Below are 24,388 nucleotides of genomic sequence, written 5' to 3' on the forward strand. Positions count from 1 at the left end.
GTCTGTGTCGTGCCGACCCCGAGGGGGGCTCTGGTCGGCACCTGCTGCCGGCCGAGGGGGGCTCAGGCCAGCAGGTCCACGCAGTCGAACGAGGTGCCCGGGCTGAGGAAGGCCGTGCCGCTCGAACCACTGACGATGCTGAGTTTCAGGACGTTGTACTCACTGGTGTTCGACTTCCACGCACTGGCAGGGACGCTGTAGGTGAACGTGTGGTTGTTCCCCCGGTACGAACCCGTGGTCAGCGAGCGGGTGGAGGGCTGTTTCGGGGCCGCCGGGATCGGCGAGACCCAGTCGTTGACAGATACCCGGGGACGCCCGCCCGCGAACGCGTCCGTGACGCCGATACGCAGGGTGTGCGCGGCGGCGGCCTGGGCGGCCGTGAGTTTGAAGAAGACCTGGATGCCGTCGTTGACGTCCTGCCAGATGTACGCCGGGAAGGACGCGGCCGGGTCCCCGCTGCCGAGCGTGACGTTGCCCGTCCACTTCGCCGCTCGGCCGTCGGACGGATGCGCGTACGTCATCAGCTTGGCGTTCTTGAACTCGCCGGGCGTGCCGTCCCAGTCGCCGAGCCGCCAGACCGTCTTCGCGGTGGACGGGTCGCCGGTGACGGTGATGCTGTTCAGCGCGGTCGAACCGCCCGCCGTCACCTTCACCTCCCGGGTGTGCACGGCCAGCTCGCCCTTGTGGACGGTCAGCGTGTACGTGCCCGGCAGCATGCCCTTGCAGGAGAACGCGCCGGTGCCGGCGGCGGCCTTCGCCCAGTACTGGGCGTCCTTGTTCGCGAAGCCGACCGTGTAGGCGTACTTCGCGTCCATGCCCTTGAGGCCCACACCGGCCACCTTGCCGCGCCCGGCCTTGCCGACCCAGCCGGTGATGCCGAGACCGTCCACCCAGGAGGTGTCCAGCCTGTCGTGGGACAGGGAGGCCGAGGGCGCCCCGCCGTCCGTGAAGGCCAGGACGTACGGGCCCTGCAGGCCGAAACGTTCCGCCTCGGTCTGGGCCTGGTTGTAGTGCAGGATCTCGTAGAGCCCGGCGCCGAGGTCGTTGGAGTGGCGGAGCAGGGAGCGGTAGAAGGGGCCGCCGGAGGCCTTCTCGTGGTTGGAGCGGACGATCCAGAGGCCGACCGAACCGGTGGTGAAGCCGATGTGGTCGTAGTCGATCACCCGCTTGCCCGAGTAGTGCTTGGAGTGGGTCGTGCCGTCCGCGCGCCGCCAGACGTCACCGGCCTCGATGACCTTGTCGGAGGCCTCGATCCAGGAGTCCGGGCCCTCGTTGGGGAACCTCCCGGGCTTGAGGCGGACGAGGAATCGGGTCGCCGTGAAGGAGGCGTCCGCCTTGTCGGTCCACAGGTAGATGTTGTTCTGGCCGCTGCGGGCCGCGTACCACTGGGTGATCGCGCCGTGCACGGCCTTGATCAGGATCGTCGACCCGGATTGTCTGATGGTGACCGTCGAGGCGCCGAGCCCGGACTCGACGTGCGAGTGCTTGCCGCCGTAGCCCTCGTACTCCTTGCCCTTGTGGGCCAGGGAGGTCAGGTCGCCGGTGGTCTTGGAGACCTTGAAGACGAGGTTCGCCCCGGTGTCGACGACGAAGTTCTTTCCGTCGTCCGAGTGGCCGAAGCCGGCGGCGGACGCGGTGGAGAGGAGGCCGGTGCCGCCCGCTACGGCGGCGCCGGTGGCGGCGACGCCGAGCGCGCCTGCCCCGAGCACGCGCCGGCGCGTGAGGCGTCTCTTGTGGGTGCTCAAGGGTGGTACTCCGGGATTGTCGGATCTTGGCTTACTTGTACGTGATGGCAGATGACGGGAACTTGCAGGTGGTTCCGTCCGCGCCGACACCGATCTGGGTGGGCTCCCTGCCCGAGCTGTTGCCCTTGAAGCGCACGCAGGTCTTGACCTTCTTCTTCGGGTCACCATGGATGCGGATCTTCGACAGCGTGGCGGTGTCGCCGTAGTTGGCGTTGACACCGACGATCGCCTTCAGGGGCGCCACGACGTCGATGTCGCTGAGCACGATCGTGCGCTTGTACTGCTTCTTGCAGTTGCCGCAGGAGCGCACCAGTTTGCCGGAGTCCTGCACCCGGAAGCCGGTGATGTTGAGCTTCCCGGCGCCGTTGAACTGGAAGACCTTGTCCGACGCCTTCTTCGCGCCGCCCCCGACGACCTTGTACACGGCCTTCGACGACTTGCCCTTGAAGCTGGCCGCGTCCTCGCCGACGTCCAGCCACCACACGTTCTTCAGGGTGCAGCTGCCCTTGCAGTGCACCCCGTCCGCCCCAGGGACGCCGATGATCACGTTCTTCAGGACCGCGCCGTCCGCCAGCTCGAAGATCGGGTCCTGGCCCTCGTCCTGGCTGCCGTCGCCGAGCGCACCCTTGCCGAAGAACTTCTTCAGCTTGCCGTCGTACGTGCCCGAGACCTCGATCGTCCTGGCCACGGCCTTGCTGCCCTTGGCCGTCGGCCAGGTGGCGGCGGCGCCGGCGCTGGACAGCAGCGACGTCGTCGCGAGGGCGCCGCCGGTGAGGGCGAGGGCGGCGACCGAGCCGATCACGGCCCGCCGGCCGGTGACCCGACGGCGGTGCCGGACGCGCTGTTCTGCAGGTGCGGTCATGTGCCCGATTCCTTGCCGGTGGTGACTCTTGCGCCTACTGGTCGCCACCGGTGGAGAAAGGGTTGCCGTGTCCGCAGATCTTTTTCACGAAAGATCTTTTTTACGAATCGCCCTCGTCCGAGGAGTCGTTGTCGTCGTGGCCCTCGAAGTCGCCCGCCACCGCGAGGCCTTCGCCGGCAGCCTTCTCGGCCTTTGCGGTCATCGCGTAGCGGTCGTCGCCCGCGTCACGCCCGCCGCGCTCGTGGTTGTACTGCCCGGCGAAGACGAACTCGCCCTTCGGGACCGTACGGCCGTCCTTGAGCACCCAGGTGTAGACCAGGAAGCCGTCGTCCGCCTCGACCGTGAGGTCGAAGTCCTGCTCCGGCAGCGAGCGCCAGGCGCCGGCCGAGGTGACCCCGCCGGTCTGGGCGATCCGCAACTGGACGGTCAGCTCGGTGAGTTGCTCGCTCGTCTTCAGGGTGAGATTGCTCTGCGCCCAGAAGTCGTTGCTGTGCGGGTCGACCGAGCCGTCCGACCGGAGCGGACCGTCCTCCTCGTCCCCCGAGGTGGGCAGCTCCGGCGCGGTCGTGACCTTGGTGGACGGGTTCTTCGACGGGGTCGAGCTGGGCTCGCTCTCCGGCTTGCCGCCGGTGCTCGGGCTCGGGTGGTCGGGGTGGATCGGCGCCCGGCTCGTCGCGGCCGGTGAGTCGACGGGGGTCGGGGAGACCACGACGGTTCCCCGGTCGGCCGGCGGTGTCTCGTCGCCCTTCACCGCGGAGGCGACCGCGTACCCGCCGACCGCGAGCACACCCGCGACACCGGCGGTGGCGGTGACCACCCGCACCCAGCCCCACAGCGGCGGCCGGGTCGCCTCGCGGCTCCGGCGCTTCTCGGGGGCGGCCATACCGCGCTCGATCCGGGCCAGGATGCGGGCGCGGTCGGGCTCGTGCGCCTCGGCCGACTCGCGCAGCCGGGCACGCAGCTCCTCGTGCACGTCCGTCATCGGTCCCTTCCTCCGCTGCCCGGCGCACCCGCGCCGGTCACACTCGCGCCCCTCACGCCCCCGCTCGTGATGCCGGCATGCATACGCCGTGGCGCGTCCTCGGTGCCGAGCAGCTTCTGCAACTCGGCCATCCCCTTGGACGTCTGGCTCTTCACCGTACCGACCGAGACCCCGAGGGCGAGCGCCGTGTCCTTCTCCGAGAGGTCGAAAGCATGCCGCAGGACCACACACGCCCGCTTGCGGAACGGCAGCCTGCGCAGCGCCGACTGGACGTCGACCACGCCGGGCACATCGGGATTCTCGGTCTTCTCCTCGCGCTGGGACCAGAACAGCGTGATCCTTCGGCGCTCACGGACCGCGCTGCGGATGCGGGTGCGGGCCAGATTGGCGACGATGCCACGGGCGTACGCCACCGGATGGTCCGCAGCGCGGACCCGGTCCCAGCGGTGCCACATCGCGAGCAACGCGTCCGCGGCCAGGTCGTCGGCGGCATCCGCCTCACCCGTCAACAGGTGAGCCAGGCGGGACAGTTCGGCATAGTGACGTTCGAAGAAGGCGTGGAACTCCACGGAGGCTGCGTCGTCGACGACAGTGCCCACGGGGACCTCTCTTCTCGCTGCGGCCACAGCAGCCGAGCCGGCTGCCTGTGCGTGTCATGTGAATGACATGTGATCGTCGGGGGTCGACCCCCGACGAGATCCGGAAGAGTAGCAGTGATCGTGAAAGGTGTTCGTACGCGGCGTCGAACGCCGTCTTGCAGGGATAATTCCGATTCCGTAACACGAAGAAAACCTGAATCGGGTTCAACGGGGGAACAATCCAGCCAGCATCCGCGCGTAGTCCACGCACGTCACTAGGAGCACCGTTCATGTCCGACGCACAGAAGGTGGCCGACCGCCCCGCAGCCGAGCCACCCGGGGCGAACAGCGTCGATCGCTTCTTCAAGATCAGCGCCCGGGGATCCACCTTCGCCCGTGAGACACGCGGCGGCTTCGCCACGTTCTTCACGATGGCGTACATCCTTGTCCTGAATCCCATCATCCTCGGCAACGCCAAGGACAAGTACGGCCACACCCTCGACGGTGCCGAACTCGTCACCGCCACCGCCCTCGTGGCCGCGGTCATGACGATCATCATGGGCGTCGGCGGCAACCTGCCGCTCGCGCTCGCCGCCGGCCTCGGGCTCAACGCCGTCGTCGCCTTCCAGATAGCCCCGCTGATGAGCTGGTCCGACGCGATGGGCCTGGTCGTCCTCGAAGGCCTGCTGATCTGCGTCCTGGTGGTCACGGGCCTGCGCGAGGCCGTCATGCACGCCATTCCGCAGCCGCTCAAGCAGGCGATCAGCGTCGGCATAGGTCTGTTCATCGCCTTCATCGGCTTCGTCGACGCCGGGTTCGTCAGCCGGATCCCGGACATCGCGAACACCACCGTGCCGGTGCAGCTCGGCGCCACCGGCGCGCTGTCCGGCTGGCCCGTCCTGGTCTTCTGCCTCGGCGTCCTGCTGACCATCGGCCTGCTCGCCCGCAAGGTGAAGGGCGCGATCCTGATCAGCATCCTGACGATGACCGTCGTTGCGATCGTGATCAACTCGGTGGCCGACATCAAGAGCTGGGGCCTGACCACGCCGAAGGTCCCCGACGACATCGTCGCCGCCCCCGAGTTCGGACTGATCGGCGACTTCAGCCTGTTCGGCTCGTTCGGCGAGACCACCGTCATCACGGTCGTCCTGCTGATCTTCACCCTGCTGCTGTCGGACTTCTTCGACACCATGGGCACGGTCGTCGGCATCACCGCCGAGGCGGGCCTGCTGGACGAGGAGGGCAAGGTCCCGAACCTCGGCCGGGTCCTCCTCATCGACGGCGCCGCGGCCGTCGCGGGCGGTGCCTCCTCCTCGTCCTCCGCGACCTCCTACATCGAGTCCGCGGCCGGCGTCGGCGAGGGCGCGCGCACCGGCTTCTCCAACCTGATCACCGGTGGCCTCTTCGCGGTGGCGCTCTTCCTGACCCCGCTGCTGACCATCGTCCCCATGCAGGCCGCCGCGCCCGCGCTCGTCGCCGTCGGCTTCCTGATGATGACCCAGGTCAAGAGCATCGACTGGGACAAGTACGAGATCGCCATCCCGGCGTTCCTCACCATCGCCGTCATGCCGTTCACCTACTCCATCACCAACGGCATCGGCGCCGGCTTCCTCGCCTTCGTCCTGATCAAGACGGTCCTCGGCAAGGCGAAGGAGATCCACTGGCTGCTGTGGGCCACCTCGGCCCTGTTCCTGGTGTACTTCGCGATCAACCCGATTCAGCAGCTGTTCGGTGTGAGGTGAGGCGCGGCCTGTCGTGACGGCGAAGGGCCGCCCTCCGGGGGGAGAGAGGGCGGCCCTTCTTCTTCAGGTGGTCCTTCAGTCCTTCAGCGCCGCCTCCATGACAGCTCTGGCGACCGGCGCCGCCAGCCCATTACCGCTGACCTCCGACCGCGCCGCGTTCGACTGCTCCACGACGACCGCGACAGCGACCTCCTTGCCGTCGGCCTTCCCGTACGACGTGAACCAGGCGTACGGCGTCTTGCTGTTGTTCTCGCCGTGCTGGGCCGTACCGGTCTTGCCGCCCACGGTCGCCCCGCTGATCCGCGCGTTCGTGCCCGTGCCGTCCTCGACGACCGTCTGCATCGCCGACTGCAACTGCTCGGCGGTGTCGGAGTTCATGATCTCCTCGGTGCTCGCCTCGGCGTCGTAGTCCTCCAGGACGTCGCCACCACCGTTGGTGATCTGCGCGACCATGTGCGGCGAGACCAGCTTGCCTCCGTTGGCTATCGCCGCCGACACCATCGCCATCTGGAGCGGCGTCGCGGTGACGTCGTACTGGCCGATGCCTGTCAGGGCCGTGGAGGACTTGTTCATGTCCGACGGATAGACGCTCTCGTACGCCCGCACCGGCACGTCCTGCGTCTTGTCGTCGAAGCCGAACTTCTCGGCCGTCGCCCGCACCTTGTCCTGGCCGAGGTCGACGGCCATCTTCGCGAAGACGTTGTTGCACGAGTACTGCAGCGCCGTACGGATCGTGGCGTTCTCGCAGGGCGCGCTCGGGTTCTCGTTCGACAGCTCCGTGGTCGTCTCCGGCAGGGTGTACGGGTCCGGGCTGACCGTTTTGTCATCGACCGACGCGTACAGCCCGTCCTCCAGCGCGGCCGCCGCCACGACCAGCTTGAACGTCGATCCCGGCGGCAGCGGTTGGCGCAGCGCACGGTTGGTCAGCGGCTTGTCCTCGTCCGCGTTGAGCTTCTTCCAGGCCGCACCGGCGGTGTTGACGTCGGTGAGCGAGGAGGGGTCGTACGACGGGGTCGACACCACCGCGAGGATCTTCCCGGTCGTCGGGTCGATCGCCACGGCCGCGCCCTTCTTGTCACCGAGCGCCTCGAACGCCGCCTTCTGCACGGCCGGTTCGATCGTGGTGATCACATTGCCCGGGTCGGCCTGCTTGTCGGTGACCGTGTCCATCACGGTCTTCAGCCGGAGGTCCGTGCCGTCGAGCAGCTCCTGGTAGATGCCCTCCAACTGCGTCGGCGCGTAGGCCTGCGAGGCGTAGCCCGTCACGGCCGCGTACAGCTCGCCGTCCGTGTACGTGCGCTTGTACGCGAGGTCGCCGTCCTTCGTCCGGACCGAGCCGGTGATCGAGTCGCCGGCCACGATGATGTTCCCGAGCGGGTCCGCGTACGTCTTGATCACGTTGCGCCGGTTGTCCTGGTCGTCCGCGAGCGCCGTGCCTTCGTAGAACTGCACCCAGCTCGCCCTCACCAGCAGGGCGAGCACGAGCAGCAGGGTGAAGACGGCGGAGCGCCTGATCGTCTTGTTCATCGCACCCGGAAGGACGAGCGGGATGCGATCAATCGTTCCCTTCGCCCGGTTTCCTCATCAGGTCTTCATGAAACCGGGGTTGCCCCCGAGCCGGTTCAGGGTCTTGGTTCGGGGTCTGGCTCGGGGTTGCCGCCGTGCCGGCTCAGAGCCGCCGCGTCGCCAGCGTCAGCCGGTCACGCGCGTCGAAGAGGGCGTCCTTGACCAGCTGCTCGTGGGCGGGGGTCAGCCGGGCCACCGGGACCGAGCAGCTGATGGCGTCGCGGGCCGGTGTGCGGTACGGGATCGCCACGCCGAAGCAGCGCAGCCCGAGCGTGTTCTCCTCGCGGTCCACGGAGAAGCCCTGCTCGCGGATCTGGCGCAGCTCCTCGATGAGCTGCTCCCGGTCGGTGATCGTGTGCTCCGTCAGCGCCGGAAGGGTCTCCGGGAGCAGCTTGCGGACCTGCTCGTCGGTGTGGGTGGCCAGCAGCGCCTTGCCGAGCGAGGTGGAGTGGGCGGGCAGTCGACGGCCGACACGGGTGAAGGGACGCAGATAGTGCTGCGACTGGCGGGTGGCCAAATAGACGACGTTCGTGCCGTCGAGGCGGGCCAGGTGGATCGTCTCCGTCGTGTCGTCCGAGAGCCGGTCCAGCGTCGGCCGGGCCAGCGCCACCACCTCGTCGCCGTCGATGTACGACGTGCCGACGAGCAGTGCCCGTACGCCGATGCCGTACCGCGTGCCCGTCGCGTCCGTCTCGACCCAGCCAAGCTCCACGAGGGTGCGGAGCAACATGTACAGGCTCGATTTGGGGTAACCGACGGCCTCCTGGACCGCCGCCAGGGAGTGCATGCCGGGGCGTCCGGCGAAGTATTCGAGCAGCTCAACGGTCCGTACCGCCGACTTGACCTGTGCTCCGCCGCCCGTCTCGACTGCCGACATCGCCCTTGACCCCTATCGTTCGACGGGAAATAGTCTCAGACAGCATATTCATCATCAGAGACAGCGTTCAGCATATCGAACGACCCTGGTGAATGGACCCAGAAATACGCTCAGGAATACGTGGAGGAACCCCCGGTGGCAGCAGCACCAGTCTGGAGTGTCGACCCCCGAACCGGGAAGCAGCGCGAGCAGGTTGCGGTGGAGGCCACAGCCCAGGAGGTGGACGCCGCCGTCCGCGCGGCGCACGCCGCCCGTGGCTCCCTGGCCGACCGCACGGTCCGCGCGGCCTTCCTGCGCACCGCCGCCGACCAGCTCCAGGCGGCCAAGGACCAGCTCGTCGAGGTCGCCGACGCCGAGACCGCGCTCGGCCCGGTCCGGCTCACCGGTGAACTCGCCCGCACCTGCTACCAGCTGCGGGCCTTCGCCGACATCGTGGACGAGGGCGCGTTCCTCGACGTGGTGATCAACCACCCCGACGACACCGCGACCCCGCCCATCCCGGACCTGCGGCGCTACAAGGTCCCGCTGGGCGTCGTCGCCGTCTACTCGGCCTCCAACTTCCCCTTCGCCTTCTCCGTCCCCGGCGGCGACACGGCGAGCGCGCTGGCCGCCGGGTGCCCGGTCGTCGTCAAGGCCCACCCCGACCACCCGGCGCTGTCCGAGCTGGTCGCGATCGTGCTGCGCCGGGCCGCCGCCGAGCACGGCATCCCCGAGGGTGTCCTCGGCCTCGTCCACGGCTTCGAGGCGGGCGTCGAACTGGTCAAGCACCCGCTCGTCACCGCCGCCGGCTTCACCGGTTCGGTACGCGGTGGCCGCGCCCTCTTCGACGCGGCGGCCGCCCGGCCCGTGCCGATCCCGTTCCACGGTGAGCTGGGCTCCCTGAACCCCGTCCTCATCACCGAGGCCGCCGCCGCCGAGCGCGCCGAGGCGATCGGCGCGGGGCTCGCCGGCTCCATGACTCTCGGCGTCGGCCAGTTCTGCGTGAAGCCCGGGCTGGTGCTGGCGCCCGCCGGTGACGCCGGTGACCGACTGCTCAAGTCGCTCACCGACGCGGTCAGCGACGTCGACTCCGGGGTCCTGCTGGACCACCGGATGCGTGACAACTTCCTCGCCGGTGTCGCCGAGCGCGCCGAACTGCCCGAGGTGGAGTCGCCGGTGACCGCCGGCGCGGGCGGCGAGCACACCGTCAGCCCCGGATTCCTGACCGTCCCCGCCGGCAAGCTGGCGGCCGAGGGCGAGCACGACCTGCTCCTGGAGGAGTGCTTCGGGCCGCTCACGGTCGTGGCGCGCTACGAGGACGAGGACGAGGCCAAGTCGGTGCTGTCCCGCCTGCCGGGCAACCTCACCGCCACGGTGCACGTCTCCGGTGGGGAGGCCGCCGGGGAGGGGCGTGGGCCGGAGCTGCTGGCCGAGCTGACGCCGCTGGCCGGGCGTGTGCTGGTGAATGGCTGGCCGACGGGTGTTGCTGTGGCTGCGGCCCAGCACCACGGCGGTCCTTACCCGGCGACGACGTCCACGTCCACGTCGGTGGGCGGTACGGCGATCGAGCGGTGGCTGCGGCCGGTGGCCTACCAGGGGGCGCCCGAGGCGCTGCTTCCGGCGGAGCTTCGGGACGACAACCCGCGGGGGCTGCCGCGACGGTTCAACGGCGTTCTGGAGCGGTAGCGCTCCGCGGGGAGTGCCGTAGGGGGTGCGGTTCGTTTCGGACTGCGCGGGCGTCGTGGTTGCTCGCGCAGTTCCCCGCGCCCCTGAAGGGGCGCGGCAGCGGGCCGGGAGCTGTAAGAATCTCCCAATGGACGTCGATATTCCCGAACTCCCGTTCTCTCTCCGCACATATGGGCCCGATGGGCACTGGTCCTATGAGGACGGGGTGCTCACCGGGTGGGCCGGTGCCCGGCAGGACCGCTTTGTGCCGCCCACGGACGACGGTCTGGACCCCGCTTCGGACGCGCCCCGGCTGCTGGGGGCGCCGGAGGGGGACTTCCAGCTGATCGCCCGCGTCACCGTCGGCTTCGCAGCCGGGTTCGACGCGGGCGTGCTGTATGTCCACGTGGGGCAGCGGGCCTGGGCGAAGCTCTGCCTGGAGAACTCACCGGACGTGCCGACCGTGTGCACGGTGGTCACCCGGGGACACTCCGACGACGCCAACTCCTTCACCGTCGAGGGCAGTTCGGTCTGGCTGCGGGTCAGCCGCACCGGCCGCGCCTTCGCTTTCCACGCCTCCCGCGACGGCAAGGAGTGGACCTTCGTCCGCCTCTTCACCCTCGCCGACGAGTACGAGAGCGGCGCCGCCCTCATCGGCTTCATGACCCAGTCCCCGATGGGCGAGGGCTGCGTGGTCACGTACGACGAGATCGAATTCCGCCCCAACTGGCCGAAGGACCTGAGAAACGGCAGCTGACCCGGTTTTTCAGGGGCGCGGGTAACTGCGCGAACGGGGTCCGGGGCGGAGCCCCGAATCTTTGACGGGGTCGAAGGGGCGCGCGGCCCCTGTGGATGGGACGGGTGGGGGCGGCGGGGGCGAAAAACACCCCCGGAACCACGCCGCCCCTGCTCACGTCCTCACCGGCATGATCAAGAACCGTGTGAACCGAGTGACCGGAGCGCGCGTGATCAGGACCGCGCTCCCCGCCGAGGCCCCGGCCATCACCTCCCTCCACGCCCGAGCCCGCGCGACGTACTACCCGGACAACACCCCCGACGACGACACGGACTGGCTCGCCTCCTGGCGGCGAGCCATCGAGCGACCGGACGGCCACGTGCTGTGCGCCGTGGAGCACGGCCGCATCACCGGCATCGCCTCCTTCCGCACGGCCGACGGGGCGCCCGCCGACACCGTCCACCTCGCGCAGTTCCACGTCGACCCCGACCGCCGGCGCCGGGGCACCGGCCGGTCCCTGCACGCGGCCTGCGTGGAGGAGTGGCGGGCCGACGGCAAGCGCACGGCCGGCCTCTCCGTGCACGTCGACAACCACCGGGCCCGCGCCTTCTGCGCCGGCCTGGGCTGGACCCCGGACCCGCAGCATCCGCCCACCCCGGCCGACCACCACATCCTGCTCACTTTCACGGTGACCGGGGAATGAGCCAGGCTGCTTGAACGTTCACCAACCGTAGAAGCGGAGGGCGTCTCCGTACCCGTACGACCTGGAGAGAGCTGACACCATGCGCGTCGAGATCTGGAGCGACATCGCCTGCCCCTGGTGCTACGTGGGCAAGGCCCGCTTCGAGAAGGCGCTCGCGGCCTTCCCGCACCGCGACGGCGTCGAGGTGGTGCACCGCTCCTTCGAGCTCGACCCGGGCCGTGCCAAGGACGACGTCCAGCCGGTCCTCACCATGCTGACCAAGAAGTACGGGATGAGCGCGGCGCAGGCCCAGGCCGGCGAGCACAACCTCCGTGAGCAGGCCGCGGCCGAGGGACTCGCCTACCGGGCCGAGGGCCGTGACCACGGCAACACCTTCGACATGCACCGCCTGATCCACTTCGCCGAGGAGCAGGGACGGCAGAGCGAGCTGCTGCAGGCCTTCTACCGGGCGAACTTCGCCGAGGAGCGGTCCGTGTACGCCGACGCCGACGAGTACCTGGTCGAGCTGGCCGTCGAGGCGGGGCTCGACGGGGAGGCCGCACGCAGGGTGCTCGCCGACTCGGGTGCGTACGCGGACGCGGTTCGCGCCGATGAGCGGGAGGCGGCGGAGCTGGGGGCGAACGGGGTGCCGTTCTTTGTGCTGGACCGGAAGTACGGGGTTTCCGGGGCTCAGCCCGCGGAGGTGTTCGAGCGGGCTCTGGCCCAGGCGTGGGGGGAGCGGCCGCCGTTGAAGCTGGTGCAGGCGGAGGACGCGGAGGCTTGCGGGCCGGACGGGTGTGCCGTGCCTCAGTAGTGCAGTGCAGGTCAGCTGCCATGCATAAGCATTGCTTGGGGAAAGCACGCAAAACATCTCAATGGACGTGGGATATGCGCGGCCCCACAGTGGTGTCATGGAGACCTTCGAAAGCCTCGTCCGTACCGAGTTCGCCCCCAAGAACACCTATCTGAACACCGCGAGTACCGGGCTGCTGCCGGCCCGCGCGGTGGACGCCGTGAAGGCCGGAGTGGAGTCCGTGGCGGCCGGGCAGCCGCAGGACATGTTCGCCGATGTGGAGGCCGCGCGGGCGGCGTTCGGGCGGATCGTCGGGGTGCCGGACCGCCGGGTGGCGGCCGGGGCCTCGGTCGCCGTCTACAGCGGGCTGATCGCGGCCGCACTGCCCGAGGGCGCGGAGGTCCTGACCGCCGAGGCCGACTTCACGTCGCTCGTGAACCCCTTCCATGTGCGCGGCGACCTCAAGGTGCGCCAGGTGCCGCTGGAGCGCGTCGCCGAGTCGGTGCGCCCCGGCACGGCACTCGTCGCGGTGAGCGCCACGCAGTCCGCCGACGGCCGGGTCGCCGACCTGGGCGCGATCCGCGAGGCCGCGCGGGCACAGGGGGCGCGTACGTACGTCGACGCGTCGCAGTCCGTCGGCTGGCTGCCGATCGAGGCGGACGCGTACGACTACGTCGTCTCCGTCGCCTTCAAGTGGCTCGTCTGCCCGCGCGGAGTGACCTTCCTCGTCGTCCCGGAGGACCTCGGCGGCCTCACCCCCGTCTTCGCCGGCTGGGTCGCGGGGGAGGTGCCGTGGGACAGCTGCTACGGCCCGGTCGAGGAACTCGCCCGCTCCGCCCGCCGGTTCGACGAGAGCCCCAGTCTGTTCTCGTACGCCGGCGCCCGCCGGTCCCTGGCGCTGATCGAGGAGCTGGGCGTGGCGAACGTGAGGGATCACGATCTGGCGCTGGCCGACCGGTTCCGCGCGGGGCTCGCCGGCCTCGGCCACGAGCCGGTTCCGGCGCCCGGATCGGCGATCGTGTCGGTGCCCGGACTCGGCCACCGGCAGGCGGAATTGAGCCGAGCGGGGGTCGAGGTCTCCGACCGCGCAGGCCATCTGCGGGCCGCCTTCCACCTGTACAACACGCGAACGGACGTCGACCGGCTCCTGGACGTCCTGTCCGGCTGACTTCCGAGACCCACTGGCGCGGACCGCGCCAGGACGCTAGGAAGGCATCACGAGGTGGTGGTGCCGGTGGAGCCGACGCTCGAACAGCCGTCCATCGATGTGGAGTTGCATCGGCGGCTGGTGTACGGGGACGAGTCCGCGCTGCGTGAGGCGTACGCGGCGTACGGGGGACTTGTCCGGCGGGTGGCCGTCCGGGTCACCCGCAGCCCGGCGGCCGCCGAGGACGTGGCGCAGGAGGTCTTCGCACAGCTGTGGAGCAGGCCGTACGGCTTCGACGCGCGCCGGGGCTCGCTGCGCACCTGGCTGTCCATGGTCGCCCACCGACGGGCCGTGGACTGGGTGCGCAGCGAGGCCCGGCACCGCAAGGACACCCGCGCGGACGACTCGGCGCTGCACGCCATCCCCGACGCGGGCCCCGGCCCGGACGAGGCGCTCGTCGACCGCGAGCGCTCCCTGAAGCTGCACACCGCCCTCGCCGAACTCCCCCGTCCCCAGCGGGAGGTGGTCCACCTCGCCTACTTCGCGGGCCGCACCTACCGCCAGGCCGCCGTCGAGCTGGGCATACCCGAGGGCACCGCGAAGACCCGGCTCCGCTCGGCCCTGCGCAAGCTGGCGGAGTCCCTGGCGGACCCACCGGACCCGGCAGCGGCGAGAGGCGTGTGATGGGGGCACACGGGACCGTCCGGACCGCGCGGGCCCTGCGTATCGTGGACGTGCCAGGGCGAAAGGGCGGCGCGCGATGACCAACGACCACGACGGCGTACGGGAGCTGCTGGCCGCCTGGGCCGTCGGCGCGCTCCCACCCGGCGACCGGTGGACGGTCCGCCCGCACCTGGCCGGCTGCGAGTCGTGCGCGGCGGAGGCGGAACGGCTCCGCGACACGGTACGACTGCTGGACGGTGCGGCGGGGCCAGGGCCGACGCCGGAGCCGGGGCCGAGGTCAAGGGCTCTGCCGGGCGGTGCGCCGGGCCCCGCACGAGATGGCGCTGCGCGTGCTGCCGCGGGAGCCGTACCGGGTGTGGCCGAGGGCGTCCCGTCCGGTGGCGCCGCCGCCCTACCGGACGGCGCCGTGAACGGGAGCGTTGACGGTGTTCTCGCGCTCGCCCTCCGGTCCCGCCGCCCCCGCGCAGCCGAGATCGCCCACCACGCCGCCCCTTACGCCGCCGCCGTTGCCGGACTCCAGGCGCTGGTCCCGGAGTTGGACGGCCGCTGGGGCACACCGGTCGTCCATGACTGGGACGTGCACGCCACCGTCGCGCACCTCGTCGCCGCCGACGAGCACCTCGCCGTACGCCTCGGCGTCGACGCGCGCCTGCCCGCCTCGCACATCCCGGAGGGGACCCCCGCCGGGGACGCCTGGGCCAGGCGCACCGCCGACGTCATCGCCCACGAGCACGGGCGCACTCCCGAGGAGACGGTCGCCACCTGGGCCGCGCAGGCCGCCGCGCTGCTGGCCACGCCCGAGGCCGGCGCCCCCGAACTCGCCGCCCGAGCCGTGACGGTGATGGGCCTCCGACTGCCGGTCGCCGACCACTTCGTGGTCCGCGCCTTCGAGGCGTGGATCCACACGGACGACATCGGCCGCGCCCTCGGCCTCGCAGTCCCCCCGCCCCCCGACGAACACCTCTGGTCCCTGGTCCGCCTGGCCGTCCGTATCCTCGGCCTGGCCCTCCACGACGCGCCTCCCGTCCTCTTCGAGGTCACCGGGCCCACCGACACCAGCTGGGTCCTCGGCTCCGACACCGAGCCCGTACACGCCGAACTCACCCTGGACCCGATCGACTTCTGCCTCCTGGTGGGCGGCCGATACGCGCCGGAGGAGGTACCGAGGGGGATCACGGGAGACGAGAGCGCCGCGCGGAACGTACTGGACAGGGCGGCGTCACTGGCGTGGCTGTGAGGGGGTACCTCGGAGCCGCCGTAGAGGCGCCGGATACGCACCGAATTCGGTGCCGATGCCACATTCGAGTGGGTGAGGTCTGTGCCCTGCTCGCTGCCCAGGAACGGTACACGGACCACCCGGCGTGGTCCGCCGTAGGACGTGACGTGAGTTGGCCCGGCCCTCGTCGAGGTACCGGGCCAACTCCATGGCTGCTGTCCGGTCACCTCACCGGGGTGAAGTCCCGTGCGCCGATGAACTCCGGCCGCCGTACCGGCGCCGAGAACGGCTCGACCGCTGTGTTCTCCACGCTGTTGAAGACGATGAAGACGTTGCTGCGCGGGAACGGCGTGATGTTGTCGCCGGAGCCGTGCATGCAGTTGCAGTCGAACCAGGTCGCCGAACCGGCCTTGCCCGTGAACAGCTTGATGCCGTACTCGGAGGCCATGGCCGTCAGCGCCTCGTCGGAGGGGGTGCCGGCGTCCTGCATCTGCAGCGACTTCTTGTAGTTGTCCTTCGGGGTGGCCCCCGCGCAGCCGAGGAACGTCCGGTGCGAGCCGGGCATGATCATCAGCCCGCCGTTGGTGTCGTGGTTCTCGGTCAGGGCGATCGAGACGGACACCGTCCGCATGTTCGGCAGCCCGTCCTCGGCGTGCCAGGTCTCGAAGTCGGAGTGCCAGTAGAACCCGGACGCGCCGAAGCCGGGCTTCACGTTGATCCGTGACTGGTGGACGTACACGTCCGAGCCGAGGATCTGCCGGGCCCGCCCGACGACCCGCTCGTCGCGCACGAGCTGGGCGAACAGCTCGCTGATCCGGTGCACCTCGAAGACCGACCGGATCTCCTGCGACTGCGGCTCGATGATCGAGCGTTCGTCGGCGCGGATCGCCGGGTCGGAGACGAGCCGCTCCAGCTCCTGCCGGTAGACGGCGACCTCGTCCGGCGCGATGAGCTGCTCGACGGGGAGAAAGCCGTCGCGCTCGTACGCCTGGAGTTCGGCGAGGGAGACCGGGCCGGGCGTGCCGGGGGAGCCCCAGACGACCGGGTCCTGACGCGGGACCGACACCTCGGTGGCCCCACGGCTCGGGTAGAGGTCGGGAACGGTGGTGGCAGTGTTCATCGTGGTGGTCGTGGTCATGGTGATGTCACACCTCCTCGGGCTCGGTGAGCAGCGGGTAGACGCCGTTCTCGTCGTGGTCCTCCCGTCCGGTGACGGGCGGGTTGAAGACGCAGAGGCAGCGGAAGTCCTCCTTGACGCGCAGCGTGTGCCGCTCGTGGCCGTCGAGGAGGTACATGGTTCCGGGCGTGATCGTGTAACTCCGCCCGGTCTCCTGGTCGGTGAGTTCGGCCTCGCCCTCGACGCACACGACGGCCTCGACGTGGTTCGCGTACCACATCGACGTCTCCGTACCCGCGTACAGGACCGTCTCGTGGAGGGAGAAGCCGACCTTTTCCCTGGCCAGGACGATCCGCTTGCTCTCCCAGGTGCCGGACGCAGACTTCACGTGCCGGTCGGTTCCTTCGATGTCCTTGAACGAACGGACGATCACGGTGGTGCGATGCCTCCTAGTTAGGTGCTTCAGGTGTTCCGTTGTGGCCTCAGGCGGTTTCCCGCACGGCCCGGGCGAGGACGCGCAGCCCCTCGTCCAGTTCGTCGGGGGTGATGGTGAGGGCGGGCAGCAGCTTGACGACCTCGCTCTCCGGGCCGGACGTCTCGATCAGCAGCCCGAGTTCGAAGGCCCGCTGGGCGATCCGACCCGCGCGCGCCTTCTCGTGGAACTCGATGCCCCACACCAGGCCGCGCCCCCGGTACTCCTTCACATCCGCGAGGTTCTCCTCGGTGATCGAGATCAGTGCCTGCTCGGCCTGCTCACCGCGTGCCCGCGTCTGCTTCTCCATAACGGAGCCGTCCGCCCAGTACGCCTCCAGGGCGGCCGTCGCCGTCACGAACGCCGGGTTGTTGCCGCGGAACGTGCCGTTGTGCTCGCCCGGCTCCCAGATGTCCAGCTCCGGCTTGAACAGGCAGAGCGACATCGGCAGCCCGTAGCCGCTGATGGACTTGGAGACGGTGACGATGTCGGGCGTGATGCCCGCCTCCTCGAACGAGAAGAAGGCGCCCGTACGACCGCAGCCCATCTGGATGTCGTCGACGATCAGCAGCATGTCCTGCCGCTCGCACAGCTCGGCGAGCGCGCGCAGCCACTCCGGGCGGGCGACGTTGATGCCGCCCTCGCCCTGCACGGTCTCGACGATCACGGCGGCGGGCTTGTTCAGCCCGGACCCCTGGTCCCCGAGCAGCCGCTCGAACCACAGGAAGTCCGGGACCTGCCCGTCGAAGTAGTTGTCGAACGGCATCGGCGTCCCGTGGACGAGCGGAATCCCCGCCCCGGCCCGCTTGAAGGCGTTGCCGGTGACGGCGAGCGACCCGAGCGACATGCCGTGGAAGGCGTTCGTGAACGACACGATCGCCTCGCGCCCCTTCACCTTCCGGGCCAGCTTCAGCGCCGACTCCACCGCGTTGGTGCCGGTCGGCCCCGGGAACATGACCTTGTACGGCAGGTCGCGCGGCCGTAGCACCAGGTTCTGGAAGGACTCCAGGAACGCCCGCTTGGCGGTCGTCGACATGTCGAGCCCGTGGGTGACGCCGTCCCGCTCCAGATAGTCGATGAGGGCGCGTTTGAGTACGGGGTTGTTGTGGCCGTAGTTGAGTGAACCGGCGCCGGCGAAGAAGTCCAGATACGTGTGGCCGTCCTCGTCGTACATCCGGCTGCCCTGCGCCCGGTCGAAGACGGTGGGCCAGCCGCGGCAGTAGCTGCGCACCTCGGACTCCAGGGTCTCGAAGACGCTCAGGTCGGGCTGGGTGATGGTCACGTCGAATCGCTCCTCGGTGCGTGGGGGGAGTGAGGGGGAGGGGGAGTGCGGGTGGGGCTCAGGGGGACAGCGGGCCGATGCGGTGGAGCATCTCGGGCTGGTGCGGGCCGTCCGGGAAGTCCGCCGCCTCGAACAGGACCGTGCGCTCGACGCTCGCGCCATGACGTTCGGCATACGAGGCGAACAGGCGCTCGGACGCGGTGTTGCCCGGCGTGATGGTGGTCTCGACGGTGGTCAAGGGGTGCCGTCGCGCGACCCGTGCGGTGAGCCCGTCCAGCAGCGCGGCCGCGAGCCCGAGCCCCCGGTGCGCCTCGTCGACGGCCACCTGCCACACGAGCAGGGTGTCCGGCCGCTCGGGCCGCACGTACCCGGTCACGAACCCGACCGGTTCCCCGGACTCGTCCCGCGCCACCGCCGAGGTGTCCGCGAAGTCCCGGCACCACAGCAGATAGCTGTACGAGGAGTTCAGGTCCAGGGCTCCGGAGTCCCCGGCGATGCGCCACAGCGCCGCGCCGTCCGCCACGCCCGGGCGGTCGATCCGAATCCCTTCCGCGATTTCCGTCAGTGGTTCTGCTTGTGCGGCAGTCATGGGGCTTGAATTTACCGAGGGGAATTTCGAATTGCATCGCTGCGCGGGGTTACGCATGGGCTGCCCGCGTGTTATCACGCGGGCGTGAGTGGCCCAGGGAGACGTGGTCGATGTGGTGGTGTTTGCCCGTAAATTACCGCGCAAAAAGGGCGCGTTGTGGAGTCGGTCACACGTGCGTAACCCTCACGAGATCTGCTCGAATCAGCCCCGTCGGTGTTCGCGAAACCTTTGCGTTTAGGGGAGGGGAGAGCGGGCAGAAGAATACGGGGTCCTGCCCTGTGAATTCCGCTGAATTCCTACCGGAGAAACGGCCAGCAATTCTCTCGGCGGAGCGGTCTTTCTACGCCCAGGCCTCCGCCGCCGCGCGACGGGCCCCCTCCAGGTCGACCCCCCTGCCGAACTCCGTCAGTGCCGCCCCCAGCCCCGCGAGGCCGGCGTGCACAACCCCGGGGGTCGCATCGGGGCCGTAGTGGTTCACGCGGACCATCTCCGAGGCGAGTGCGCCGCCGCCCGCGGCCAGCGGCAGGGCGGGGTCCGCGGCGAGCGCCTTGGCGACCAGCTCCGACGCGTCGACCCCGGCGGGCGCCCGGAGGGTCGTGGCGACCGGCGCGGCATCGGCCGCCTCGTGGACGTACGGCTCCAGGCCCCCGCCCAGCGCGAGCGCCCCCGCCCGGGTCGCCGCGGCGGCGGACGCGTGCCGGGACATCACCGCGTCGAGCCCCTCGGTCTCGATGCGCTCCAGACAGGCCTCCAGGGCGAGCATCTCCAGCTGGGCGGGCGCGTGGAGGAGCGCGCGGCGGCCGCCGTCGATCCAGCGCTCCTTCCAGTCCAGGAGGGAGAGGTACGAGCGGCGCGGGGCCTGCGGGTTGGCCGCCATCCGCGCCCACGCCCGCTCGCTCACGGAGATCGCCGACACCCCGGCCGGTCCGCCCATGGCCTTCTGCGCCCCGATGACGCACAGGTCGACACCCCACGCGTCCGGCAGCACCGGCTCGGCGCCGACGGAGGCGACCGCGTCCAGGTAGAAGAGGGCGTCGTGCTCACGGACGACCTCGCCGATCTCCGCCACGGGGTTGGTGTTGCCCGTCGCCGCCTCCGCGTGGACCAGCGACACGAAGTCGATCGCCGGATGCGCGGCGAAGGCGCCCCGGATCTGCGCGGCCGTGACCGCCGTGTGGAAGGGGACCGCCAGGTCGATCACGGTCGCCCCGCAGTCCCGCAGCCAGTTCCCGAAGGTCTGCCCGTACGGGCCGGTGACCACGTTCAGCGCGGTCGTGCCGGGCCCGGCGGCCCCGCGGATCGCACCCTCCAGCGGCAGCAGCGCCTCGCCCTGCGTGATCACGACGTCCTGCGCGGTGGAGAGCAGCCGGGCCACCCGGTCCTCGATCGACGCGAAGTGCGCCGCGCTCAACGGGGCCAGATCCAGAAACGGGTGTGTCACGGGGTGCTCTCTTCGTTCACGGGGTAGATGGTGTCGAGGGTAGGTCGAGCGTCATCAGTGTGCTTCAGACCTCTCCCGCCGATGACTTCCGAGGTCGAGCGGCCCAGTGACCATCGGATTGGTTTGAGAGAGTCAAACATCTCCTTATAATCGGATGTCTGTGCCCCATCTGTGCTGCATCAGTTCCCCAGTTCCCTCACAGGAGGTCTCCCCGTGAACTCGGTCCTCGGACGCCGGACCCGCATCCTGGCCGCCACCACCGCGACGGCCGGGCTGCTGCTCGTGGCCGGTTGTTCCTCGGACGGCGACGGCGGCTCAGGCACCAAGACCGCGGCCGGCGGGGTCGAGCTGGTGAAGGCCGGTCAGCTCACGACCTGCACCCACCTCCCGTACCCGCCGTTCCAGTCGGAGATCGACGGCAAGGTGCAGGGCTTCGACGTGTCGTTGATCGACCTCGTCGCCGAGGACCTGGGCGTGAAGCAGGAGATCCTGGACACGCCGTTCGAGAACTTCAAGACCGGCGCCTTCCTGAACTCCGGCGAGTGCGACCTCGCCGCGGCCGGTATGACGATCACCGACGAGCGCAAGAAGAACGTCGACTTCTCCGACCCGTACTTCGAGGCCACCCAGGCCGTCCTCGCCGCCAAGAAGACCGACGTCCGCTCCTTCGCGGACCTCAAGGACGTCAAGGTCGGCACCCAGGCGCAGACCACCGGCGAGGACTACGCCAAGAGCCAGGGCCTCGACCCGGTCTCCTTCGAGTCCTCCGACGCCGTCCTGAACGGACTGCGGGCCGGCCAGGTCGACGCCGTCGTCATCGACTACCCGGTCGTCCAGGGCTGGCTGAAGAACGCGGAGATCGCCGACGCCTACGCGGTGGCCGAACAGGTCAACACCGGTGAGGAGTACGGCATCACGGTGAAGAAGGGCAACACCAAGCTGCTCGCCGCCATCAACAAGGCGCTGGCGGACGCGAAGTCCGACGGCACGTACAAGAAGCTGTACGAGCAGTGGATCGGCCCGTACGACGAGAGCGCCGCCTCCGCCTCCCCGTCCGCCTCATGAGCGTGACCGACCCGGACACACCGCCTCAGCCGAGACGCAAGGGCCTCAGCCGGAGCCGGAAGCGCGCCCTGTCCCGGGGCGCGCAGTACGTGGTGTTCGTCGCGGCCGTCGTCGCCTTCGCGGCGTCCGCCGACTGGGCGCGGCTGAAGAACCAGTTCGCCCAGTGGGACATCGCCGAGCAGATGTTCCCCGACGTCATCACGCTGGCGCTGAAGAACACCGTGCTGTACACGCTGTCCGGCTTCGTGTTCGGACTCGTCCTCGGCATGGTCATCGCGCTGATGCGGCTGTCGTCGGTGGGCCCGTACCGCTGGTTCGCCGGTGTGTACATCGAGATCTTCCGGGGCCTGCCCGCCCTGCTGATCTTCATCTTCATCGGCGTCGCCGTGCCGCTGGCCTTCCCCGGCACGGAGATCCCCGGCGGCACGTACGGCAAGGTCGCCCTCGCGCTGGGGCTGGTGGCGGCGGCGTACATGGCGGAGACGATCCGCGCCGGCATCCAGGCGGTCCCCAAGGGGCAGCTGGAGGCGGCCCGTTCGCTGGGCTTCTCACCCGCGCGCGCGATGATCTCGATCATCATCCCGCAGGCGTTCCGGATCATCCTCCCGCCGCTCACCAACGAACTGGTCCTCCTCTTCAAGGACTCCTCGCTCGTCCTGTTCCTCGGCGTCACGCTGGAGGAGCGCGAACTGTCCAAGTACGGCCGAGACCTGGCCAGCACCACCGCCAACTCCACGCCGATCCTGGTCGCCGGCCTGTGCTACCTGCTGGTGACCATCCCGCTCGGCTTCGTCGTGCGCCGTATGGAGGCGAAGGCCCAGGAGGCCGTGAAATGACCCGGCCCGAGATTCAAGTACGCGGTCTGCACAAGTCGTTCGGCGACAACAAGGTCCTCAAGGGCATCGACCTGGAGATCGGTCAGGGCGAGGTCGTGTGTGTGATCGGCCCGTCGGGATCGGGCAAGTCGACCTTGCTCAGGTGCGTGAACCTCCTGGAGGAGCCCACCAAGGGCCAGGTCTTCGTCGGCGGTACCGAACTCACCGACCCCGACGTCGACATCGACGCCGTACGCCGCCGTATCGGCATGGTCTTCCAGCAGTTCAACCTCTTCCCCCACCTCACGGTGACCGAGAACCTCACGCTGCCGCAGCGCCGGGTCCTGAAGCGGGGAAAGACGCGGGCGGCGCAGGTGGCCGCCGAGAACCTGGAACGCGTGGGCCTGTCCGAGAAGGCGGACGCCTACCCGGCCTCCCTCTCCGGCGGCCAGCAACAGCGTGTGGCGATCGCCCGCTCCCTGTCGATGGGCCCTGAAGTCATGCTCTTCGACGAGCCGACGTCGGCGCTGGACCCGGAACTGGTCGGCGACGTACTGGCGGTCATGCGCATGCTCGCCAACGAGGGCATGACCATGATGGTGGTGACCCACGAGATGACCTTCGCCCGTGAGGTCGCCGACCGCGTCGTCTTCATGGACGACGGAGTGATCGTCGAGGACGGCACCCCGGCCCAGGTCATCGGCAGCCCGCAGCACGAGCGCACCCGCCACTTCCTCTCCCGCCTCCTCGACCCGGCGATGGCGGACGTGGAGGAGGAGACTTCGGACCAGGTGGGCAAGGCCGAGTAGCCGGATGGCTAGGGTGCGGTCCATGAGCGATGAGCCGGTGCTGCATGTGAAGGGCCGGGTCCTGGCCGGACCCGAGGACGTCCGCGACGAACTGTGGGTGGTGGACGGCCGTATCTCCTACGACCGTCCCGCCGCCGCCCGTGACGTCCGCACGGTCGAGGGCTGGGCGCTGCCCGGCCTGGTCGACGCGCACTGCCACGTCGGTCTGGGCGCGCAGGGACCGGTCGACGCCGACGTGGCGGAGAAGCAGGCGCTGACCGACCGCGAGGCGGGCACACTCCTGATCCGTGACGCGGGCTCCCCCTCCGACACCCGCTGGATCGACGACCGCGATGACCTCCCGAAGATCATCCGCGCCGGCCGTCACATCGCCCGCACCCGCCGCTACATCCGGAACTTCGCCCACGAGATCGAGCCGGAGGAACTGGTCGCGTACGTCGCCCAGGAGGCCCGGCGCGGCGACGGCTGGGTGAAGCTGGTGGGGGACTGGATCGACCGGGGGGTGGGAGACCTTTCACCGTGCTGGCCGCGTGAGGTGGTCGAGGCGGCGATCACGGAGGCCCACCTCCTGGGCGCCCGCGTGACGGCCCACTGCTTCGCCGAGTCGTCCCTCCGCGACCTCGTCGAGTCGGGCATCGACTGCATCGAGCACGCGACGGGCCTGACGGAGGACCTCATCCCGCTGTTCGCCTCGCGGGGCGTCGCCATCGTCCCCACGCTCGTCAACATCGCCACCTTCCCGTCCATGGCGGCCGGCGGCGAGGCCAAGTTCCCGCGCTGGTCCGCGCACATGCGCCGGCTCCACGAACGCCGCTACGACACCGTCCGCAACGCCTACGACGCCGGTATCCCGGTCTACGTCGGCACCGACGCCGGCGGCTCCCTGGCCCACGGCCTGGTCGCCGCCGAGGTGGCGGAACTGGTCACCGCCGGCATCCCACCCGCCGAAGCGCTCTCGGCGACCACCTGGGGCGCCCGGAGCTGGCTGGGCCGCCCCGGTCTGGACGAGGGCGCGGCCGCAGACCTGGTGGTGTACGAACGGGACCCCCGCACGGATGTGCGTGTGCTGGGGGCCCCGCTGCGGGTGGTGCTGAACGGGCGGATCGTGGGCTGAGGTCCCGCCGGATCACCTCCGGCGGGACCTGTATTCAGGGGACCTGATTGCCTGTCTTCCGCAGCGCCGCACAGATCGCCCATGCCACAGCCTGCACGTTCTCGCTGTAGAACCCGTATCTGTGGTGAAACGCCTCTTCCGACGAGCGATTCAGGAAGGCGAACGCCAAGGCGCCGTACAGGACACGAAGGTCGAAGTGGCTCAGGGGCACCTCGATGTTCTCCCGGGCCTGGAAGTCCACCTCCCTACCCTGAAGTCGGAGGAGTTCCGCCGAGGCTTCGCCGACCGCGAGGGCAACCACCTCCGGAGCGTGACTACCGCCGTAGAGATCGAGAAGAACCCTCCTGACCAGCTCGAACTGAGTCGGAGTGAGGGTGAGGACGTAACCCTCGCCCGCAGTTCTGAGGCCGACTCTCCGGTACATCGGATC

The 24,388-nt window shown here is 69.8% G+C and carries 24 protein-coding genes; 12 read left to right on the top strand and 12 right to left on the bottom strand.

From position 1 onward, the window contains the following. Positions 1–62: 62 nt before the first annotated feature. From ACFU53_RS22935 to ACFU53_RS22950, 4 genes are all read right to left on the bottom strand, one after another. A complete protein-coding gene (locus ACFU53_RS22935; RefSeq protein WP_383995344.1) occupies positions 63–1,745 on the bottom strand; it encodes a rhamnogalacturonan lyase B N-terminal domain-containing protein in 1,683 nt (560 codons plus the stop codon). Between the two features lie 31 nt (positions 1,746–1,776). Beyond that, positions 1,777–2,607, bottom strand: coding sequence for a pectate lyase (locus tag ACFU53_RS22940; protein WP_383995347.1), 831 nt, complete (start codon positions 2,605–2,607; stop codon positions 1,777–1,779). Positions 2,608–2,707: 100 nt separating this feature from the next. Continuing rightward, the gene (locus tag ACFU53_RS22945) at positions 2,708–3,589 is read right to left on the bottom strand and encodes a hypothetical protein (RefSeq protein ID WP_383995350.1); all 882 of its coding nucleotides are present in this window, start codon (positions 3,587–3,589) and stop codon (positions 2,708–2,710) included. After that, positions 3,586–4,188, bottom strand: a complete 603-nt coding sequence (locus tag ACFU53_RS22950) for a SigE family RNA polymerase sigma factor (RefSeq protein ID WP_383995353.1) — start codon at positions 4,186–4,188, stop codon at positions 3,586–3,588. Before ACFU53_RS22950 ends, ACFU53_RS22945 begins: the two co-directional genes overlap by 4 nt. A 269-nt stretch (positions 4,189–4,457) precedes the next feature. On the opposite strand from ACFU53_RS22950, the gene ACFU53_RS22955 reads away from it, so the two are divergent. Continuing rightward, positions 4,458–5,909, top strand: coding sequence for an NCS2 family permease (locus ACFU53_RS22955; RefSeq protein ID WP_383995356.1), 1,452 nt, complete (start codon positions 4,458–4,460; stop codon positions 5,907–5,909). Between the two features lie 75 nt (positions 5,910–5,984). Here ACFU53_RS22955 and ACFU53_RS22960 read toward each other — a convergent pair whose 3' ends face one another. Both ACFU53_RS22960 and ACFU53_RS22965 read right to left on the bottom strand, forming a co-directional pair. Further along, entirely contained in the window at positions 5,985–7,436 is a 1,452-nt protein-coding gene (locus ACFU53_RS22960; protein WP_383995359.1) for a peptidoglycan D,D-transpeptidase FtsI family protein, read from the bottom strand. A gap of 142 nt (positions 7,437–7,578) precedes the next feature. Further along, positions 7,579–8,352, bottom strand: coding sequence for an IclR family transcriptional regulator (locus ACFU53_RS22965; RefSeq protein WP_215454434.1), 774 nt, complete (start codon positions 8,350–8,352; stop codon positions 7,579–7,581). Positions 8,353–8,487: 135 nt separating this feature from the next. Between ACFU53_RS22965 and ACFU53_RS22970 the strand changes: the two genes are divergently transcribed. The 7 genes from ACFU53_RS22970 (at position 8,488) to ACFU53_RS23000 (ending at position 15,275) form a co-directional block, all read left to right on the top strand. Next, positions 8,488–10,017 (top strand): aldehyde dehydrogenase (NADP(+)), encoded by a 1,530-nt coding sequence (locus tag ACFU53_RS22970; RefSeq protein ID WP_383995364.1) that lies wholly within the window; start codon positions 8,488–8,490, stop codon positions 10,015–10,017. A gap of 127 nt (positions 10,018–10,144) precedes the next feature. Beyond that, positions 10,145–10,753 carry a DUF1349 domain-containing protein gene (locus tag ACFU53_RS22975; protein WP_383995367.1) on the top strand — a complete coding sequence of 203 codons (609 nt, stop codon included), beginning with the start codon at positions 10,145–10,147 and terminating at the stop codon, positions 10,751–10,753. Positions 10,754–10,922: 169 nt separating this feature from the next. Beyond that, positions 10,923–11,435 (top strand): GNAT family N-acetyltransferase, encoded by a 513-nt coding sequence (locus tag ACFU53_RS22980; RefSeq protein ID WP_383995370.1) that lies wholly within the window; start codon positions 10,923–10,925, stop codon positions 11,433–11,435. A 79-nt stretch (positions 11,436–11,514) separates the two neighbouring features. Then, positions 11,515–12,228, top strand: coding sequence for a DsbA family oxidoreductase (locus ACFU53_RS22985; RefSeq protein WP_383995373.1), 714 nt, complete (start codon positions 11,515–11,517; stop codon positions 12,226–12,228). Positions 12,229–12,325: 97 nt separating this feature from the next. After that, entirely contained in the window at positions 12,326–13,375 is a 1,050-nt protein-coding gene (locus ACFU53_RS22990; protein WP_383995376.1) for an aminotransferase class V-fold PLP-dependent enzyme, read from the top strand. 54 nt (positions 13,376–13,429) lie between these two features. Further along, positions 13,430–14,038: an RNA polymerase sigma factor gene (locus tag ACFU53_RS22995; protein WP_383995379.1), complete on the top strand. Its 609-nt coding sequence runs from the start codon at positions 13,430–13,432 to the stop codon at positions 14,036–14,038. 76 nt (positions 14,039–14,114) lie between these two features. After that, positions 14,115–15,275: a maleylpyruvate isomerase family mycothiol-dependent enzyme gene (locus tag ACFU53_RS23000; protein ID WP_383995382.1), complete on the top strand. Its 1,161-nt coding sequence runs from the start codon at positions 14,115–14,117 to the stop codon at positions 15,273–15,275. A gap of 202 nt (positions 15,276–15,477) precedes the next feature. Here the strand turns inward: ACFU53_RS23000 and thpD are convergent, their stop codons facing one another. From thpD to ACFU53_RS23025, 5 genes are all read right to left on the bottom strand, one after another. Then, positions 15,478–16,392, bottom strand: a complete 915-nt coding sequence (gene thpD, locus ACFU53_RS23005; protein ID WP_383995385.1) for an ectoine hydroxylase — start codon at positions 16,390–16,392, stop codon at positions 15,478–15,480. A 7-nt stretch (positions 16,393–16,399) separates the two neighbouring features. After that, entirely contained in the window at positions 16,400–16,804 is a 405-nt protein-coding gene (locus ACFU53_RS23010) for an ectoine synthase (RefSeq protein WP_383995389.1), read from the bottom strand. Positions 16,805–16,853: 49 nt separating this feature from the next. Further along, complete coding sequence (ectB, locus tag ACFU53_RS23015) at positions 16,854–18,125, bottom strand: diaminobutyrate--2-oxoglutarate transaminase (RefSeq protein ID WP_383995392.1); 1,272 nt, start codon at positions 18,123–18,125, stop codon at positions 16,854–16,856. A gap of 58 nt (positions 18,126–18,183) precedes the next feature. After that, positions 18,184–18,714 carry a diaminobutyrate acetyltransferase gene (gene ectA / locus ACFU53_RS23020; RefSeq protein ID WP_383995395.1) on the bottom strand — a complete coding sequence of 177 codons (531 nt, stop codon included), beginning with the start codon at positions 18,712–18,714 and terminating at the stop codon, positions 18,184–18,186. A gap of 340 nt (positions 18,715–19,054) precedes the next feature. Next, a complete protein-coding gene (locus ACFU53_RS23025; protein ID WP_383995398.1) occupies positions 19,055–20,155 on the bottom strand; it encodes a pyridoxal-phosphate-dependent aminotransferase family protein in 1,101 nt (366 codons plus the stop codon). Between the two features lie 213 nt (positions 20,156–20,368). Between ACFU53_RS23025 and ACFU53_RS23030 the strand changes: the two genes are divergently transcribed. The 4 genes from ACFU53_RS23030 to ACFU53_RS23045 are packed head-to-tail and all read left to right on the top strand — an operon-like array spanning position 20,369 to position 23,958. Further along, entirely contained in the window at positions 20,369–21,220 is an 852-nt protein-coding gene (locus ACFU53_RS23030; protein WP_383995401.1) for a transporter substrate-binding domain-containing protein, read from the top strand. A 2-nt stretch (positions 21,221–21,222) separates the two neighbouring features. Next, on the top strand, positions 21,223–22,056 hold the full coding sequence (locus tag ACFU53_RS23035) for an amino acid ABC transporter permease (protein WP_383995434.1): 834 nt from the start codon (positions 21,223–21,225) through the stop codon (positions 22,054–22,056). Continuing rightward, a complete protein-coding gene (locus ACFU53_RS23040) occupies positions 22,053–22,844 on the top strand; it encodes an amino acid ABC transporter ATP-binding protein (protein ID WP_383995404.1) in 792 nt (263 codons plus the stop codon). Before ACFU53_RS23035 ends, ACFU53_RS23040 begins: the two co-directional genes overlap by 4 nt. A 22-nt stretch (positions 22,845–22,866) precedes the next feature. Then, on the top strand, positions 22,867–23,958 hold the full coding sequence (locus tag ACFU53_RS23045) for an amidohydrolase family protein (RefSeq protein WP_383995407.1): 1,092 nt from the start codon (positions 22,867–22,869) through the stop codon (positions 23,956–23,958). Between the two features lie 34 nt (positions 23,959–23,992). Here the strand turns inward: ACFU53_RS23045 and ACFU53_RS23050 are convergent, their stop codons facing one another. Then, on the bottom strand, positions 23,993–24,382 hold the full coding sequence (locus ACFU53_RS23050; RefSeq protein ID WP_383995410.1) for a hypothetical protein: 390 nt from the start codon (positions 24,380–24,382) through the stop codon (positions 23,993–23,995). Between the last annotated feature and the right edge of the window lie 6 nt (positions 24,383–24,388).

Origin of the sequence: Streptomyces sp. NPDC057474, assembly GCF_042802555.1 — a bacterium.
Lineage (GTDB): Bacteria > Actinomycetota > Actinomycetes > Streptomycetales > Streptomycetaceae > Streptomyces.